Consider the following 15,944-nt stretch of genomic DNA (forward strand, 5'->3'; position numbering starts at 1 on the left):
AATTCTGACCTAAGCATTATGAATGCAAAATAACATTTTAATTATATTTTTTAATGTTATTTTAAAATCAATTTATTTTAAAACTTTACTTTTAAGTAATTCGAATTTAAAACACAGGAAATGAAAACAGTCTTTTTATTCTTTTTCTTATTAACCGCAGTAAGTTACGGGCAAATTTTGGGCTGTACAGATCCTCTTTCTGTAAATTATAATCCGGAAGCGACAATAAATGACGGAAGTTGTTTGTACAAATCCGTCAAATTAAAACCTGAATACTCAGTCAGGTTAAGCGATTCTGTTAGAGAAACTTCCGGGCTTACTGTTTTTGACCATTTATTATGGACGCATAACGACGATCATGACACCACTTTATACGGGTTGGATTCTTTGGGAAAAATCAGAAAAAAAGTAATACTGCAAAACGTAATTAATCATGACTGGGAAGAAATTTCGCAGGACAGTACACATTTGTACATTGGTGACTTTGGAAATAATTACAAAGGAAACCGGACCGATTTACATATTTTTAAAATTGAGAAAAAAGATTTTTTAACCGGAAATCCCGTTATCGACACCATTTCATTTTCATATTCTGACCAAACCGACCTTAAACCTCAAAAAAGAAATACAACCAATTTTGACTGTGAAGCTTTTATTATCACAAAAGACAGTATTTATTTATTTTCGAAACAATGGATTTCTTCTAAAACGGCTGTTTATGCTTTACTAAATCAATCCGGAAGACAAATTGCGCAGTTTAAGGAAACTCTTAATACAGAAGGTCTGGTAACCGGAGCGGCTTATTTAGAAGCAAAAAAGCTTATTGTACTTTGTGGTTATTCCAAAACCGGAAAAACGTTTCTATATCTTTTGTATGATTTTAAAAATCATGATTTCTCAACCGGAAACAAACGAAAAACAGACCTTAGACTTCCTTTCCATCAAATTGAAGGAATTGCCACCAATGACGGATTACATTATTATATAACGAATGAAAAATTAGTCCGTCAGCCAATTTTGAATGTTCCGCAGCAGATTCATTATTTGGATTTGAGTTCTTTACTAAATTCGTATCTCCATAAATAATTCGCAAATCGCAATTTATTAGCTTACTTTTGCAAAAAAGTTGTGTTTTTAAAACATTCATGACTTATCATTTATAACTCATAATTTACAAAGTGAATTACTTATCTGTAGAAAATATATCAAAGTCATTTGGCGAAAGAACGTTATTTGACAACATTTCGTTCGGAATCAATAAAGACCAGAAAATTGCCTTTATTGCTAAAAACGGTTCCGGAAAAACAACTATCATGAGTATTATCAATGGTTTGGACGAACCGGATACAGGTCAGGTTGTTTTAAGAAAAGGAATCAGAATGGCTTTTCTTTCGCAGGACAATAACCTGCAGGAGGAATTGACTATTGAAGAAAGTATTTTTGCTTCAGACAATGAAACTCTGAAAATTATTGAAGCCTACGAAAAAGCATTAGAAAATCCGGATGACGAAGAAGCGTACCAAAAAGCTTTTGACGGAATGGATCAGCATAATGCGTGGGATTTTGAAACGCAGTACAAACAAATTCTGTTCAAACTAAAACTGGAAGATTTTAAACTAAAAGTAAAAAATCTATCCGGAGGACAAAAAAAACGTCTTTCATTGGCTATCATTTTGATCAATCGTCCTGATTTATTGATTTTGGATGAGCCAACCAACCATTTAGATCTTGAAATGATCGAATGGCTTGAAAGTTATTTTGCCAAAGAAAACATTACGTTGTTCATGGTAACGCACGACCGTTTCTTCTTAGAACGTGTTTGTAATGAAATCATCGAACTTGACAACGGAAAATTATATCAGTACAAAGGAAATTATTCTTATTATTTAGAGAAAAAAGAAGAGCGAATTACTTCTGAAAATGCCAGCGTTGACAAGGCTAAAAACTTATTTGTAAAAGAATTGGAATGGATGCGACGTCAGCCAAAAGCGAGAACAACAAAATCTAAATCGCGTCAGGATGATTTTTATGTAATTAAAGAAAAAGCACAAAGCCGTAGAAAAGAAAATAAAGTCGAGCTTGAAATCAATATGGAACGTATGGGAAGCAAAATTATTGAGCTTCACAAAATTTCCAAAAAGTTCAAAGATCACGTTATTCTGGACAATTTCAGTTTTGATTTTCAGCGTGGTGAAAGAATCGGAATTATTGGTAAAAACGGAACCGGAAAATCGACTTTTCTTAATCTTCTGACCGGAACACTACCGCTTGACAGCGGGCGTGTTGTAAAAGGTGACACCATAAAAATTGGTTACTACACACAATCCGGAATCAACCCGAAACCAAATCAACGTGTTATAGATATTATTAAAGAATACGGCGAATTTATTCCGCTTGCAAAAGGAAGAATGATTTCGGCTTCGCAATTATTAGAGCGTTTCCTTTTTGATGCCAAAAAACAGTATGATTTCGTAGAAAAATTAAGCGGAGGCGAATTAAAACGTTTGTATTTGTGTACCGTTTTGATTCAGAACCCAAACTTTTTGATTCTGGATGAGCCAACAAACGATCTGGATATTGTAACGCTAAACGTCCTTGAAAGCTTCCTTTTAGATTATCCGGGATGTTTATTGGTAGTTTCGCACGACCGTTATTTTATGGATAAAATTGTTGATCACTTATTTATCTTCAGAGGAAAAGGCGAAATCGAAAATTTCCCGGGAAACTATTCTGATTTCAGGGCGTATGAAGACAGCGCGGATGTTGCGCAGAAAGAAGAAAACAAAGCTGAAAAGAAAGACTGGAAACAAAATAATCCAACCGGAAACTTGTCTTTTAACGAGCAAAAAGAATATCAGAAAATCGAAAGAGAGATTAAAGATCTTGAAATTGAAAAAACCAAAATCGAGCAATTATTTTCTGATGGAAAAGTAGCCGATGCCGATATTGAGAAAAAAGCAAACGAATTACAAAATATCATCAAAAAAATAGATCAGAAAGAAGAACGCTGGTTTGAGCTTTCGGCTAAGATTGAAGGATAGATTATATTTAAACTTAAATAATTTAAATCCCAATAAACATTTTAAAGTGTTTATTGGGATTTTTTATTTTGCACAATTATCAAAAAACATCTCTTTTTTTATTTGAAATGTTAAAATTCATATGTAAGAATTTAGAATAATTATATAAACGAAAATAAAGTTGTTTGACGAGATTTGTAGAAGTGAAACAAATTCACAATCTAAATATATATAAAATGGAAAATCTAAATAACCCAGACGGAACAAGACGCCAGATATTAACAGGAATGTTTTCTGATCGCGAAAGTACAGAGAGAGCTTACAACACTTTAAATGACAGAGGATATTCAAAAGATGAAATCAATCTTATCATGTCAGATGAAACAAGAAAAAAACATTATTCAGACCATGATGATCACTCAGAACTTGGTACAAAAGCAGCTGAAACTGCGGGAACTGGATCTGCAATTGGAGGAACAATAGGAGCTATTGTTGGAGTTATCGCAGCTTTAGGAACAAGTCTTGTTATCCCGGGATTAGGATTAATCATTGCAGGACCACTAGCAGCTGGATTAGCAGGTGCAGGTGCAGGTGGTATTACGGGAGGTTTGATTGGTGCTTTGGTAGGATCTGGAATTCCTGAAGACAGAGCTAAGCTATATGAATCCGGAATCAATGATGGGCATGTAGTTCTGGGAGTTCACCCTCGTAATAATGAAGATGCTGAATATTTCGAACAAGAATGGAAATCAAATAAAGGAGAAAATATTTATCGCTAATTTGCTGATAATTCATTCAAAAGAGCCTGATCTAAAAAAATAGATCAGGCTCTTTTTTTGTTTGTTATTTTTAAAGTTCAGGAATAAAAGTCAAAAAAATTACCATTTGACTTTTGACAATTCTTAGTATCTTCGTAGCCACTTTGCTACTTTTTTATGCTATTTCAAATAAAATCCTATATCAAATTTCTTTGGAACTCCAAGAATGAACATGCAGTACATTCTCCGTTTGTATTTAATTTACTGACGAAATGTTTTTACGATAAAAAATCTAAACCGGAATATTTAGTTTTAAAAAATTATCGAAGATCCCTTTTAGAAAATAAAAATTTTATTGAAGTAACCGATTTTGGTGCGGGTTCGAGAGTTTTCAAATCCAACACCAGACAAATTTCTAAAATTGCAAAAACGGCGGGAATTTCTCCAAAACGCGCTGAATTATTATTCCGAGTTGTTCGTTATTTTCAGCCGGAATCCGTTTTAGAAATTGGAACTTCCTTGGGGTTGGCAACTTCTGCCCTGGCCTTAGGCAATCCGAAAGCAAAAGTAATTACCTTAGAAGGCTGTCCTAATACGAGCTCTGTTGCCAAAAATCAGTTAGAAGATTTCAATTATCAAAATGTAAATCCAATAATAACGGAATTTGAAAGCTATTTTAAAAATATTCAAAGAGAACTAAAAACTGAGACTGAGAACTTCGACCTTATTTACTTCGACGGCAATCATTCTAAAAAAGCAACTTTAGCTTATTTTGATCTTTTATTACCAACCATAACCAATGATTCGGTTTGGATTTTTGATGATATTCACTGGTCACCAGAAATGGAAGAAGCCTGGGATAGCATTAAAAACCATCCGAAAGTAAAAGTAACAATTGATACTTTTCAATGGGGATTTGTATTCTTTAGAAGAGAACAGCCGAAAGAGCATTTTGTGATTAGAACATAATATATCAAATTGCCAAAACCGAAACAATAACACAATTATTCCTATATTTGACAAAAATCAAATACAAAATCAATGCACTCTATTCTCAAAAAAACACAAAAAAAAATACTAATTCAAGTCTGTTTAACAGGACTACTATTTTCATTTAATACAGTTGTAAATGCTCAATTTTTAACACAGACATTATCTTCCGATTTAAATACATTCGCTAATGATCTCGCTATTTATATTCCTACTACGCTAAATACTCCTTCAAATTATGGTACTGTTTTAGCTCTTAGGCATTGGGCAGGGCCAGGAACATCTGATTGGAGAAGTCAATTAGCATTTAGTACTGAAAATGATTTTTACTATCGACAATCAACAAATACTACAGGATCTGTTTGGACTCCATGGAAAAAAGTTTACAATTCTGGCAATTTAAACAACAGTCAAACAGATTTTAACGCAAACCGTCTATTTGCAAAAGAATTAACAATTTCACAAACCCAGACAAACGTACTTTTATCTGCAACCGGAAATTCATATATAAATTCAGGAAATTTTGGAATAGGAACAACTAATCCAAAAAATAAACTTGATGTAAATGGAACTATTCATTCAAAGGAAGTAAAAGTTGATATGAATGACTGGTCAGATTTTGTTTTTAAAGAAAACTACAATCTGCCAACCCTTTTAGAAGTAGAAAAACACATTATCAATTATGGCCATTTAGAAAATATCCCAAGTGAAAAACAAGTCATCAAAAATGGTATAAATTTAGGAGAAATGGATGCTAAACTTCTACAAAAAATTGAAGAATTAACATTGTATATCATAGACTTAAATAAAAAACTTGAACTTCAAAATCAAGAATTGAATGCTATGAAAAGAAAAATAGGAAATCTATAATTCAGTCATAAAAAAATGGCAACCATTGCTGATTGCCATTTTTCCTAATTATTACAATTTTTTTATTTTTTAGCGTCTTTGTTTTCTTCAGATTTAGCTCCCATTCTGTTTACAGTATACATTGGAGCAAATTTCACTTTTAAACCTGCAATTTTTCTGTTATCCTCAGAAGTAAGACCTTCTTTTTCTACAGTATTTTTACGGCTGTCAAGTGCTTCATAAAGCAATTTGATTTCATCCCAGTCTTCACGTGAATAACTGTCTTTATTATCTTCAACTGTATGAACAAATTGTTGGTATACACTATGAATATTTTGGGCATTTACCCATGAAAAACTCATATCTTCTCCAATTTTTCCTTCTCCAAACAATGCATTACGCAATTGTTGTTTAGGACTTGGCGCTGGTGGGGCAAAAACGGTGGTCATTTCATTTTTGAACTCTTCGTATTTTACTTTGCTTTCGTTTATTTTTTCTGTTTCAGCAGTGTTATCTTTAAGATCTGCAAGTGCCAATTGAGCATTTTCTGCTCTTCTGTTGTATTCAGCATCAACATCTTTCCAGGTTGCTTTCAGATCCTCTGCTTTTACATTTTTAACTGAATCGACGTAGGTTACATAAGAGTCGATTGCTTTTTTTGCATTTTCCTGTTTCTCATCTTTACACGATGTAAAGCTTAAAGCAATTAATGCCAATCCAAATACAATTTTTATGTTTTTCATAATTTTGATTATTAAATGTTACAGAACAAATATAGTTAAAAAATTAAATAAACGTAAATTATTTATAAAAATTTAATATTTATTTTGAATTAAATTTAATAAAAAATACAAAATATGATAATTATATAAAAAGTATGTAAAATCATATAACACTAATTTTAATAAAATAAAATATACTTTTTATAAACATCTTTAATATGCCATAAATTAATATTCGGTGTAACATAAATCAATTCCCGGCTACTCATCAGAATATTAAAAAGTGTTTTGTACTTTTAAAACCAAAATTGTAAAACGAATGGCAAATCCATTAATTAAAATAACTGACATCAAACGAAATTTTGCTCTTGGGAACGAAATCGTGTATGTTTTAAAAGGAATTGATTTAGAAATAAAAAAAGGAGAGTATGTTGCCTTAATGGGCCCTTCAGGATCCGGAAAGTCAACTCTGATGAATTTGTTAGGATGTCTGGACACACCAACTTCTGGTCACTATGTTTTGAACGGAAAAGATGTCAGCCAGATGAAAGATGATGAATTGGCCGGAATTAGAAATACAGAGATTGGTTTTGTTTTTCAAACGTTCAATCTTTTACCAAGAACAACTGCTTTAGACAACGTGGCTTTACCTATGATATATGCAGGGTATTCAAAGTCTGAAAGAAACGCAAGAGCTACAGAGGTTTTAAAGCAGGTAAATCTTGCCGACCGAATGGACCACCAGCCGAATCAGCTTTCGGGAGGACAACGCCAGCGTGTCGCCATTGCCCGTGCTTTAGTAAACAAACCGTCTATTATCCTGGCCGATGAACCAACGGGAAACTTAGACAGTAAAACGTCTGTAGAAATCATGAAGCTTTTCGGAGATATCCACGCACAGGGAAACACCGTAATTCTGGTAACGCACGAAGAAGATATTGCGGCTTATGCACATCGTGTAATTCGTTTAAGAGACGGACTAATTGAAAGTGACACAACTAAATAATTTTAGATTTCTGATTTTAGATTATTTTCTAAATCTAAAATTTAGGTTGCAACATTTCAATCTAAAATCACAAATCTACAATCTAAAATCACCATGAAAGTATATACAAAAACAGGGGACAAAGGCACTACAGCACTTTTTGGTGGTACCCGTGTTCCTAAAGATGACATACGAATTGACAGTTACGGAACTGTCGATGAACTCAACTCCTATATAGGACTGATTCGCGATCAGGAAATGAATTCTCATTATAAAACTATTTTAATCGAAATTCAGGATCGTCTTTTTACTGTTGGCGCCATTTTGGCAACTCCTCAGGAAAAAGAAGTGATGAAAAACGGAGAACTGAGATTAAAAAATCTTGGGATTATAGAGTCAGATATCGAATTATTGGAAAATGAAATTGATACTATGGAAGATACACTTCCGCAAATGACTCATTTTGTTTTACCGGGCGGACATCCAACCGTGTCACATTGTCATATTGCGCGTTGTATTTGCCGTCGTGCTGAGCGTCTTGCTGTCCGTTTAAGCCATAATGAACATGTTCCTGAAATCGCAATTAAATACTTAAACAGACTTTCTGACTACCTTTTTGTCTTGGCACGGAAGTTGTCCTCAGACTTAAAAGCGGATGAAGTGAAATGGATTCCCAGAAAATAATTTTTCTGTAAATTCCAAAACTTTAAAATCCCAAATTTCAAGGAAACAATTAAAAAATTCTGCGAATCTAAATCATAAAAAACTTCCATATTTTAAGATTTCACGCTCCTTTTTTGGAATTTGGAATTTAAAAAATTGGATTTTAAAGGGGACGTTCTTAAATTTTCTTAAAATAAATCAAAAATTACTTGTCTTTTTCAGTAAAAAAATTATTTTTGCACAAACTAAACAGATAACAGATGTATTGGACATTAGAATTAGCATCTTATTTAAGTGATGCGCCATGGCCTGCTAACAAAGACGAACTTATAGACTACGCTATTAGAGCTGGTGCTCCATTAGAAGTAGTAGAAAACCTTCAGTCAATCGAAGATGAAGGCGAGATATATGAATCAATGGAAGAAATTTGGCCTGATTATCCAACAGACGAAGATTATCTTTGGAATGAGGATGAATATTAAAAAATAAACCAAAGAAAAAGTCTCTCGTTAAGGAGGCTTTTTTTTTGGTTCAAATACATATATTAAAATAATAAAGAAATATAATAAATCATGAGTTTCATAAACAGTATTATTAAAGTCTTTGTAGGTGATAAGTCACAGAAAGATGTCAAAGCTTTACAACCTTACTTAAATAAAATTAAAACATTCGAAACCAGCCTGATGAGTTTATCTAATGATGAACTGAGAGGAAGAACTGTTTATTTTAAAGATAGAATTAAAGAAGCCAGAGCTGAGAAAGATGCTAAAATTGCTTCGCTTAAAGCGGAAGTAGAAAACATCGAAGACATCGATAAAAGAGAAGATCTTTATGATGCTATTGATGCTCTTGAAAAAGAAGCTTACGAGATTTCAGAAAAAACTTTACTGGAAATTCTTCCGGAAGCGTTTTCTGTGGTTAAGGAAACGGCACGTCGTTTTAAAGACAATTCACATATAGAAGTTACTGCCACCCCGAGAGACCGTGAGTTTTCTGCAACAAAATCGTACATCACTATTGATGGTGAAAAAGCGATTTGGGCCAACAAATGGAACGCTGCCGGAAAAGATATTACCTGGGACATGATTCATTATGATGTTCAGTTAATTGGAGGTATGGTTCTTCATGAAGGTAAAGTTGCCGAAATGCAAACGGGTGAAGGAAAAACTTTGGTTGCTACACTTCCATTATACCTAAACGCTTTAACCGGAAACGGAGTTCACTTAGTAACAGTGAATGACTATTTGGCAAAACGTGATAGTACCTGGAAAGCGCCTTTATTCGAATTTCACGGTTTAACTGTTGATTGTATCGATAATCACCAGCCAAGTACAGAACAAAGAAAAAAAGCATACGACGCCGATATCACTTACGGAACTAACAATGAGTTTGGTTTTGACTACTTAAGAGATAACATGGCACACTCGCCAGCTGATTTAGTACAGAGAAAACACAACTTTGCTATTGTCGATGAGGTCGATTCTGTATTGATCGATGATGCTAGAACACCTCTTATCATTTCAGGACCGGTTCCTCAGGGAGATCGTCATGAATTTAATGAACTGAAACCAAAAATTGAAAACTTAGTTGCACAACAACGTCAGTTAGCAAATGGTTTCTTAGCTGAAGCTAAAAAACTAATCAAAGAAGGAAATACTAAAGAAGGCGGATTCTTATTATTAAGAGCTTACAGAAGTTTACCTAAAAATAAAGCATTGATTAAATTTTTGAGTGAAGAAGGAATTAAACAATTGCTTCAAAAAACCGAAAATCAATACATGCAGGATAACAATCGCGAAATGCACAAAGTAGATGAAGCTTTGTATTTTGTAATTGAAGAAAAAAACAATCAGGTTGAATTAACTGATAACGGTATCCAATACCTTTCAGGAGATACAGATCCGGACTTTTTCGTACTTCCGGATATTGGAACTGAAATCGCTGCTATCGAAAAACAAAAATTAGATAAAGACGCTGAAGCTGAAGCAAGAGAAAGATTATTTCAGGATTTTGGTGTAAAAAGCGAGCGTATCCATACCCTTACACAACTTTTAAAAGCGTATGCTTTATTTGAAAAAGATGTAGAATATGTGATCATGGACAACAAAATTATGATTGTCGATGAGCAAACAGGCCGTATCATGGATGGACGTCGTTATTCTGACGGATTACACCAGGCGATCGAAGCAAAAGAAAATGTAAAAATTGAAGCTGCTACACAAACTTTTGCAACCGTTACATTACAGAATTATTTCAGAATGTACAGCAAATTAGGTGGTATGACGGGTACAGCTGTTACAGAAGCCGGAGAGTTATGGCAGATTTACAAACTGGATGTTGTTGAAATTCCAACCAACCGTCCAATCTCAAGACAAGACAAAGAAGATTATATCTACAAAACGACACGTGAGAAATTCAACGCTGTTATTGAAGACGTTACCGAATTATCAAATGCAGGAAGACCTGTACTGATCGGAACAACTTCTGTAGAGATTTCAGAATTATTAAGCCGAATGTTGAAAATGAGAGGCGTTACACATAACGTTTTGAATGCTAAAATGCACAAACAAGAGGCGCAAATCGTAGAAGAAGCAGGTAAAGCCGGAGTTGTAACCATTGCAACAAACATGGCTGGTCGTGGTACCGATATTAAATTATCTCCGGAAGTAAAAGCTGCAGGAGGTTTAGCAATCGTGGGTACAGAACGTCATGATTCCCGTCGTGTTGACAGACAGTTACGTGGTCGTGCAGGACGTCAGGGAGACCCGGGAAGTTCACAATTCTACGTTTCTCTTGAAGATAACCTGATGCGTTTATTCGGTTCTGAAAGAGTTGCCAAAGTAATGGACAGAATGGGATTACAGGAAGGTGAAGTTATTCAGCATTCTATGATGACTAAATCTATCGAACGTGCTCAGAAAAAAGTAGAAGAAAACAACTTTGGTGTTCGTAAACGTTTATTAGAATATGATGACGTTATGAACTCACAACGTGAAGTAGTTTACAAACGTCGTCGCCACGCTTTATTTGGTGAGCGTTTGAAACTGGATATTGCAAACATGCTTTATGACACTTGCGAGCTGATCGTAAGCAACAATAAAGTGGCAAATGATTTCAAAACTTTCGAATTTGATTTGATCCGTTATTTCGGAATCACTTCTCCAATTTCAGAAGCAGATTTTACAAAATCAACTGATATTGAAGTTACAGGAAAAGTTTATAAAGAAGCTTTGGCTTTTTACACTGAAAAAACAGAAAGAAGTGCCAGAGAAGCTTTCCCAATTATCAAAGGAGTTTACGAAGAACCAAACAATCATTTTGAAAGAATTGTAGTTCCGTTTACAGACGGAATCAAAACTTTGAATGTGGTAACTGATTTGAAAAAAGCTTATGATAGCCAGGGAGACCAATTAATTGCTGATTTTGAGAAAAACATCACATTATCGATTGTTGATGAAGCATGGAAAAAACATTTACGTAAAATGGACGAATTGAAACAATCTGTTCAATTAGCTGTTCACGAACAAAAAGACCCATTGCTTATCTACAAATTAGAAGCTTTCAACTTGTTTAGAGGAATGCTGGATAACGTAAATAAAGAAGTTATTTCATTCTTATTCAAAGGTGATTTACCTGCTCAAAACGTTCCTGAAATTCACGAAGCAAGAGAAGTTCGTCAAAAAGAAAATTTTAAATTAAGTAAAGACGAAATTCCAAATAGCGAAGACAGTAATCGTGAAGCCGGAGAAACGCAGCAACGTCAGGTTACGGAAACAATTGTCAGAGATATGCCAAAAATCAACCGAAATGATACTGTAACAGTTCAGGAAGTTGCCACCGGTAAAACTGAAACAATGAAATACAAAAAAGCAGAAATTCTTCTAGCTGCCGGAACATGGGTTCTTGTTAAGGAATAATTTCTAACTTAAGATCATATTTAAACCTAACAGGTTAAAACCTGTCAGGTTTATCAAATTAAAATCCCCATTTACTAAAGTAATTGGGGATTTTTTTATTAAATGACAAAAATCATAATACGAAATAATAATAAAAATGTATTTTTGCTCCTGTAAACAATGAATCAGTCTTGAAACGATTTTTTATCATATTGCTATCCTGTGTGCTATTAGTTCCTTCTTTTGGCAACTTCTTTGTTTATACTTCTTTCAAATTAAATCAAAAAGAAATTTCGAAAACCATCTGTGTACAGCGAAAAATGATTAACAACACCTGTAACGGTCGTTGTGAACTTCAAAAAAGCTTAAAAAAATACGCCGATAACGAAAAGAAAATGCATGACAGTCTGAAAGAAAAATCAGAACTTGTCTATATTCAGAATGCAATTACATCTCAATTTGTTTTAGTAACTCCAATTGAGTCTAAAACTAAAATCTTTGACTTATCAGATACAAAACCTGTTTCATTTTCGGAAGCTTCTTTCCGACCTCCATCCTGTTTTATATAATTTTTTTTAATACCATTTCAATTTCATATTGAAATCATTTCGTTGTTTCATAACAATGAAATAGTGCTTGCGCACAACTACAATTAAATTCAATTATATAAAATTCTCAAAATGAAAAATATACTTTACAAAGCAGTATTAATTTTAGTAATCAGCATATTTACAACCGCATGTTCAAGTGATGATGAAAAAGAAAGTGCCGACACAACCGGAAAAATAGGTTTAAAATTTGACAATGCTTTTGGAGACAATGATCTTATTCTCGAAACTCAAAGCAATACAACATCGGGTAATGAAGTTTTAAAAATCAAACTGGTTCGTTACATTGTTAGCAATATTGTTTTAACCAAAGCAGATGGAACGACCTTTACCTACCCAAAATCCAAAAGCTATTTTATCGCGGATGAAAATTCTGAAGCAGGATACAAATTTGAACTTACAGATGTTCCGACGGGAGATTACGTTAAAGTAAAATTCGGAATTGGTGTTGATAAAGAACAATGGCAATTAGGTGCTTCAGGTCAGGGCGATTTTCTTGCTCAGGCACAAGCTGCTGATATGCTTTGGAACTGGACTGCAGGTTACAAATTTTTCGCTTTAGAGGGAACTTTCACTTCTGCAACTGTTACGTCTGCATCACCATTTATGATTCATACAGGCCAAACAGGAACAGATTACAATTATACAGAAGTTACCTTAGGTCTTCCTACCAAAGCACTTGTTAGAACTAACATAAGCCCTGATGTACATATAATTACAGATTTATCAAAAGTTTTTAATGGTCCGAACAAACTTAAACTTACGGATTATAATGCTGAAGGAATGGGTGCTATGATAATGGGCGGAACTGCACTTCCGTTAATTACTGCCAATATTGCTACAATGTTTAAAGTTGATCACGTACATAACGACTAATTTCTTTTTAAGTTATAAGGTGTTTTTAGCAATTAATCTTCATTTTCATGAGATTTCAAATTATGCTAAAACTTTTTACATCACAAAAACATTATATCATGCTGAAAATAAAATATTTTCTGTTGTTGATTCTTCCGTTATTACTGAGCTGTTCGAGTAATGATGACGATGAGTATGTCAATATTCCTTTGGATTTTAAAATACCTTCTAATTTTCCTGATTTAGCATACAATATTGCTCAAAACCCACCAACAGAAAAAGGTTTTGAATTAGGAAAAAAATTATTTTACGACGGACGTCTTGCTTCTGACGGAATAGTTTCGTGTGGATTTTGCCATATCCAGGCCAATGCTTTTACACATCATGGCCACACAGTGAGTCATGGTGTGGGTGATGCTTTGGGAACCAGAAATACGCCTCCAATACAGAACTTAGCATTTCAGACCACTTTTATGTATGACGGAGTTGCTAATCATTTGGATTTACAGCCTTTGATTCCCTTAACGAGTGCAATTGAAATGAACGGTGATCTGAACGCTATTCTAAAAATGATGAAGGCTGACAAAGATTATCCAAAACTATTTGGACAAGCTTTTGATGATGGTGCAATTACTACAGAAAACATGCTGAAAGCACTTTCGCAGTTTATGGTAATGATGGTTTCATCGAATTCCAAATTTGATAAATTCAGGCGTAATGAAGCCGGTGGCACTTTTACAATAGATGAACTTGCAGGATATGACCTATTCAAATCAAAATGCGCTTCCTGTCATGCTACTGATCTTATGACGGACAATTCGTTTAGGAATAATGGTTTAGCAGTAAATCCAAAAGTGAATGATGTCGGACGTTATAAAGTAACAGAACTGGCTTCTGATTATTATAAGTTTAAAGTGCAAAGCTTACGAAATGTAGAAATGTCTGCTCCTTATATGCATGACGGCCGATTTGGAACTCTGGAAGCTGTTCTAAATCATTATGCATCGGGCATTGAAGATTCACCGACTTTGGACCCGCTTTTGAAACAAAATGGAAAATTTGGAATTGCACTTTCTGAAAACGATAAAAAACAAATTATAGCATTTTTGAAAACGCTGACCGATAATCAATACTTGACCGATAAACGTTTTTCTGAATTCTAAAAATAATTAAAATGAAAAAAATAATAACAACAATAATGCTTTTGGCTGTTTTATCAGCTTTTAGCTTTACTGAAAAAGACAGTATTTCGACTTTTACTTTTCAACGTCTTGCCATGATGGAAGATTTTGACTGCGATGCCTGCGGTTGTTCTGCTAGTGGCGGTAGTATGGGATTTAGTTCTATGCTGAATAATAATTTTGTGGGACTTCGATATTTCAAGCAAAATTATACAAGCCGTGACGGGATTTTCGCCAATTCTCCATGGATTGATGAGAATTTCAATACCGTTCAGGCCTGGGCGAGAATACCCGTGACAGAAAAAATCCAGATTTCAGCTTTGGTTCCGTATCATTTTCATGAAAGAAAATTAACAGCCGGAACTCAAAATATTGAAGGCTTGGGAGATATTACAGTTATGGGGCTTTATACTGTTTATGAAACTCAAAAAGACAGCACCTTTTTTACTCATAAATTGAATATTGGTGGAGGTGTTAAAATGCCAACCGGAAAATTTAAAGAAATTAATAATCTGGGAAGCATCAACCAAAGCTTTCAGTTAGGAACAGGAAGCTGGGATTTTCCTCTGGTTTCTGAGTATGTAATCAAACATGATAATTTGGGTTTAAATACAACTCTGAATTACATTTTTAAAACCAAAAACAGTAAAAACTATCAATATGGTGATCAATTCAATTATGCCGGAACATTCTTTTATCTCTTTGATGTCAATTCTTTTCAGATTGTACCACAGGCAGGTTTAGCTGGCGAAGTGTATAAAACGAATGTACAGCACGGATTGGATGTACCGAATACTGAAGGTGATATTTTGTTTGGAAAATTTGGTATGGAAGCTGGAAAAGATCGCTTTTCTATTGGTGTAAATGCGATGTTACCGATTAATCAAAACCTGTCTAATGGAAATATGGAAGCCAATTACAGATGGAGCATTAATTTAAATTATACCCTTTAAAAAATTAAACCTTAACAAAGAAACCAGTTGAAAAGATTATTTATCATATTTCTTTCCTGCATGCTATTAGTGCCTTCATTTGGCAGTTTCTTTGCGTACACTTCATTTAAGCTGAATCAGGAAGAAATTTCGAAGACAATCTGTGTCCAGCGAAAAATGCTTTTTAATAGTTGCAACGGTCGTTGTGAACTTCAGAAAAGTTTAAAAAAATATGCTGATAATGAAAAAAGAATGCACGACAACCTAAAAGAAAAAGCAGAAGTTGTTTACATTCAAAACATTGGCGTTATTAATTATGAGTTGGTTGCAACAATCGAATATGAAGTAAAGCTTTTTGCTTCGTTCGACAAAAAACCAATTGCCGTTTCCAATTCAACCTTTCATCCTCCATCCCGTTTTATATAAATTTTAGTTTCATTTTTCAGTAGAAAACTGAAAAATATTTTTTGGCTTAATGTCAAAAA

At 33.9% G+C, this 15,944-nt stretch carries 15 protein-coding genes; 14 read left to right on the forward strand and 1 reads right to left on the reverse strand.

Annotated features, from left to right (window positions below; translation table 11 throughout):
* Nucleotides 1-120: 120 nt before the first annotated feature.
* The 5 genes from DCO46_RS06760 (at nucleotide 121) to DCO46_RS06780 (ending at nucleotide 5,638) form a co-directional block, all read left to right on the forward strand.
* Complete coding sequence (locus DCO46_RS06760; protein WP_116751804.1) at nucleotides 121-1,086, forward strand: T9SS C-terminal target domain-containing protein; 966 nt, start codon at nucleotides 121-123, stop codon at nucleotides 1,084-1,086.
* Between the two features lie 92 nt (nucleotides 1,087-1,178).
* Nucleotides 1,179-3,041, forward strand: a complete 1,863-nt coding sequence (locus DCO46_RS06765; RefSeq protein ID WP_116751805.1) for an ABC-F family ATP-binding cassette domain-containing protein — start codon at nucleotides 1,179-1,181, stop codon at nucleotides 3,039-3,041.
* Nucleotides 3,042-3,256: 215 nt separating this feature from the next.
* A complete protein-coding gene (locus DCO46_RS06770; protein ID WP_116751806.1) occupies nucleotides 3,257-3,799 on the forward strand; it encodes a hypothetical protein in 543 nt (180 codons plus the stop codon).
* Nucleotides 3,800-3,955: 156 nt separating this feature from the next.
* On the forward strand, nucleotides 3,956-4,747 hold the full coding sequence (locus DCO46_RS06775) for an O-methyltransferase (RefSeq protein ID WP_116751807.1): 792 nt from the start codon (nucleotides 3,956-3,958) through the stop codon (nucleotides 4,745-4,747).
* A 72-nt stretch (nucleotides 4,748-4,819) separates the two neighbouring features.
* Nucleotides 4,820-5,638, forward strand: a complete 819-nt coding sequence (locus tag DCO46_RS06780) for a pyocin knob domain-containing protein (protein ID WP_116751808.1) — start codon at nucleotides 4,820-4,822, stop codon at nucleotides 5,636-5,638.
* Between the two features lie 62 nt (nucleotides 5,639-5,700).
* On the opposite strand, the gene DCO46_RS22635 is transcribed toward DCO46_RS06780, so the two are convergent.
* Nucleotides 5,701-6,360 (reverse strand): DUF6565 domain-containing protein, encoded by a 660-nt coding sequence (locus tag DCO46_RS22635; RefSeq protein WP_165828860.1) that lies wholly within the window; start codon nucleotides 6,358-6,360, stop codon nucleotides 5,701-5,703.
* Between the two features lie 298 nt (nucleotides 6,361-6,658).
* Between DCO46_RS22635 and DCO46_RS06790 the strand changes: the two genes are divergently transcribed.
* The 9 genes from DCO46_RS06790 to DCO46_RS06830 all read left to right on the forward strand — a co-directional run bounded on the left by DCO46_RS06790 (nucleotide 6,659) and on the right by DCO46_RS06830 (nucleotide 15,885).
* Nucleotides 6,659-7,345 carry an ABC transporter ATP-binding protein gene (locus DCO46_RS06790; protein ID WP_116751809.1) on the forward strand — a complete coding sequence of 229 codons (687 nt, stop codon included), beginning with the start codon at nucleotides 6,659-6,661 and terminating at the stop codon, nucleotides 7,343-7,345.
* 93 nt (nucleotides 7,346-7,438) lie between these two features.
* The gene (locus DCO46_RS06795; RefSeq protein ID WP_116751810.1) at nucleotides 7,439-8,008 is read left to right on the forward strand and encodes a cob(I)yrinic acid a,c-diamide adenosyltransferase; all 570 of its coding nucleotides are present in this window, start codon (nucleotides 7,439-7,441) and stop codon (nucleotides 8,006-8,008) included.
* Nucleotides 8,009-8,247: 239 nt separating this feature from the next.
* A complete protein-coding gene (locus DCO46_RS06800; protein ID WP_007138072.1) occupies nucleotides 8,248-8,469 on the forward strand; it encodes a DUF2795 domain-containing protein in 222 nt (73 codons plus the stop codon).
* 90 nt (nucleotides 8,470-8,559) lie between these two features.
* Nucleotides 8,560-11,904: a preprotein translocase subunit SecA gene (secA, locus tag DCO46_RS06805; protein ID WP_116751811.1), complete on the forward strand. Its 3,345-nt coding sequence runs from the start codon at nucleotides 8,560-8,562 to the stop codon at nucleotides 11,902-11,904.
* Nucleotides 11,905-12,203: 299 nt separating this feature from the next.
* On the forward strand, nucleotides 12,204-12,452 hold the full coding sequence (locus DCO46_RS06810) for a hypothetical protein (protein ID WP_243416269.1): 249 nt from the start codon (nucleotides 12,204-12,206) through the stop codon (nucleotides 12,450-12,452).
* Between the two features lie 111 nt (nucleotides 12,453-12,563).
* The gene (locus DCO46_RS06815) at nucleotides 12,564-13,367 is read left to right on the forward strand and encodes an MbnP family protein (protein ID WP_116751813.1); all 804 of its coding nucleotides are present in this window, start codon (nucleotides 12,564-12,566) and stop codon (nucleotides 13,365-13,367) included.
* Between the two features lie 98 nt (nucleotides 13,368-13,465).
* Nucleotides 13,466-14,509 carry a cytochrome-c peroxidase gene (locus DCO46_RS06820; RefSeq protein WP_116751814.1) on the forward strand — a complete coding sequence of 348 codons (1,044 nt, stop codon included), beginning with the start codon at nucleotides 13,466-13,468 and terminating at the stop codon, nucleotides 14,507-14,509.
* Nucleotides 14,510-14,520: 11 nt separating this feature from the next.
* A complete protein-coding gene (locus DCO46_RS06825) occupies nucleotides 14,521-15,480 on the forward strand; it encodes a transporter (RefSeq protein WP_116751815.1) in 960 nt (319 codons plus the stop codon).
* A gap of 27 nt (nucleotides 15,481-15,507) precedes the next feature.
* A complete protein-coding gene (locus DCO46_RS06830; protein ID WP_243416270.1) occupies nucleotides 15,508-15,885 on the forward strand; it encodes a hypothetical protein in 378 nt (125 codons plus the stop codon).
* The last annotated feature ends 59 nt before the right edge of the window (nucleotides 15,886-15,944 follow it).

The sequence above is a fragment of the Flavobacterium sp. HTF genome (assembly GCF_003105115.1).
Classification (GTDB): Bacteria; Bacteroidota; Bacteroidia; order Flavobacteriales; family Flavobacteriaceae; genus Flavobacterium.

Bases quoted from the DNA above. Each gene is read 5' to 3' on its own strand.
- DCO46_RS06760 (WP_116751804.1), top strand. From the start codon at position 121: ATGAAAACAGTCTTTTTATTCTTTTTCTTATTAACCGCAGTAAGTTAC.
- DCO46_RS06775 (WP_116751807.1), top strand. From the start codon at position 3,956: ATGCTATTTCAAATAAAATCCTATATCAAATTTCTTTGGAACTCCAAG.
- DCO46_RS06815 (WP_116751813.1), top strand. From the start codon at position 12,564: ATGAAAAATATACTTTACAAAGCAGTATTAATTTTAGTAATCAGCATA.
- DCO46_RS06800 (WP_007138072.1), top strand. From the start codon at position 8,248: ATGTATTGGACATTAGAATTAGCATCTTATTTAAGTGATGCGCCATGG.
- DCO46_RS06810 (WP_243416269.1), top strand. From the start codon at position 12,204: ATGATTAACAACACCTGTAACGGTCGTTGTGAACTTCAAAAAAGCTTA.
- DCO46_RS06820 (WP_116751814.1), top strand. From the start codon at position 13,466: ATGCTGAAAATAAAATATTTTCTGTTGTTGATTCTTCCGTTATTACTG.
- DCO46_RS06780 (WP_116751808.1), top strand. From the start codon at position 4,820: ATGCACTCTATTCTCAAAAAAACACAAAAAAAAATACTAATTCAAGTC.
- DCO46_RS06790 (WP_116751809.1), top strand. From the start codon at position 6,659: ATGGCAAATCCATTAATTAAAATAACTGACATCAAACGAAATTTTGCT.
- secA (WP_116751811.1), top strand. From the start codon at position 8,560: ATGAGTTTCATAAACAGTATTATTAAAGTCTTTGTAGGTGATAAGTCA.
- DCO46_RS06770 (WP_116751806.1), top strand. From the start codon at position 3,257: ATGGAAAATCTAAATAACCCAGACGGAACAAGACGCCAGATATTAACA.
- DCO46_RS06795 (WP_116751810.1), top strand. From the start codon at position 7,439: ATGAAAGTATATACAAAAACAGGGGACAAAGGCACTACAGCACTTTTT.
- DCO46_RS22635 (WP_165828860.1), bottom strand. From the start codon at position 6,360: ATGAAAAACATAAAAATTGTATTTGGATTGGCATTAATTGCTTTAAGC.
- DCO46_RS06825 (WP_116751815.1), top strand. From the start codon at position 14,521: ATGAAAAAAATAATAACAACAATAATGCTTTTGGCTGTTTTATCAGCT.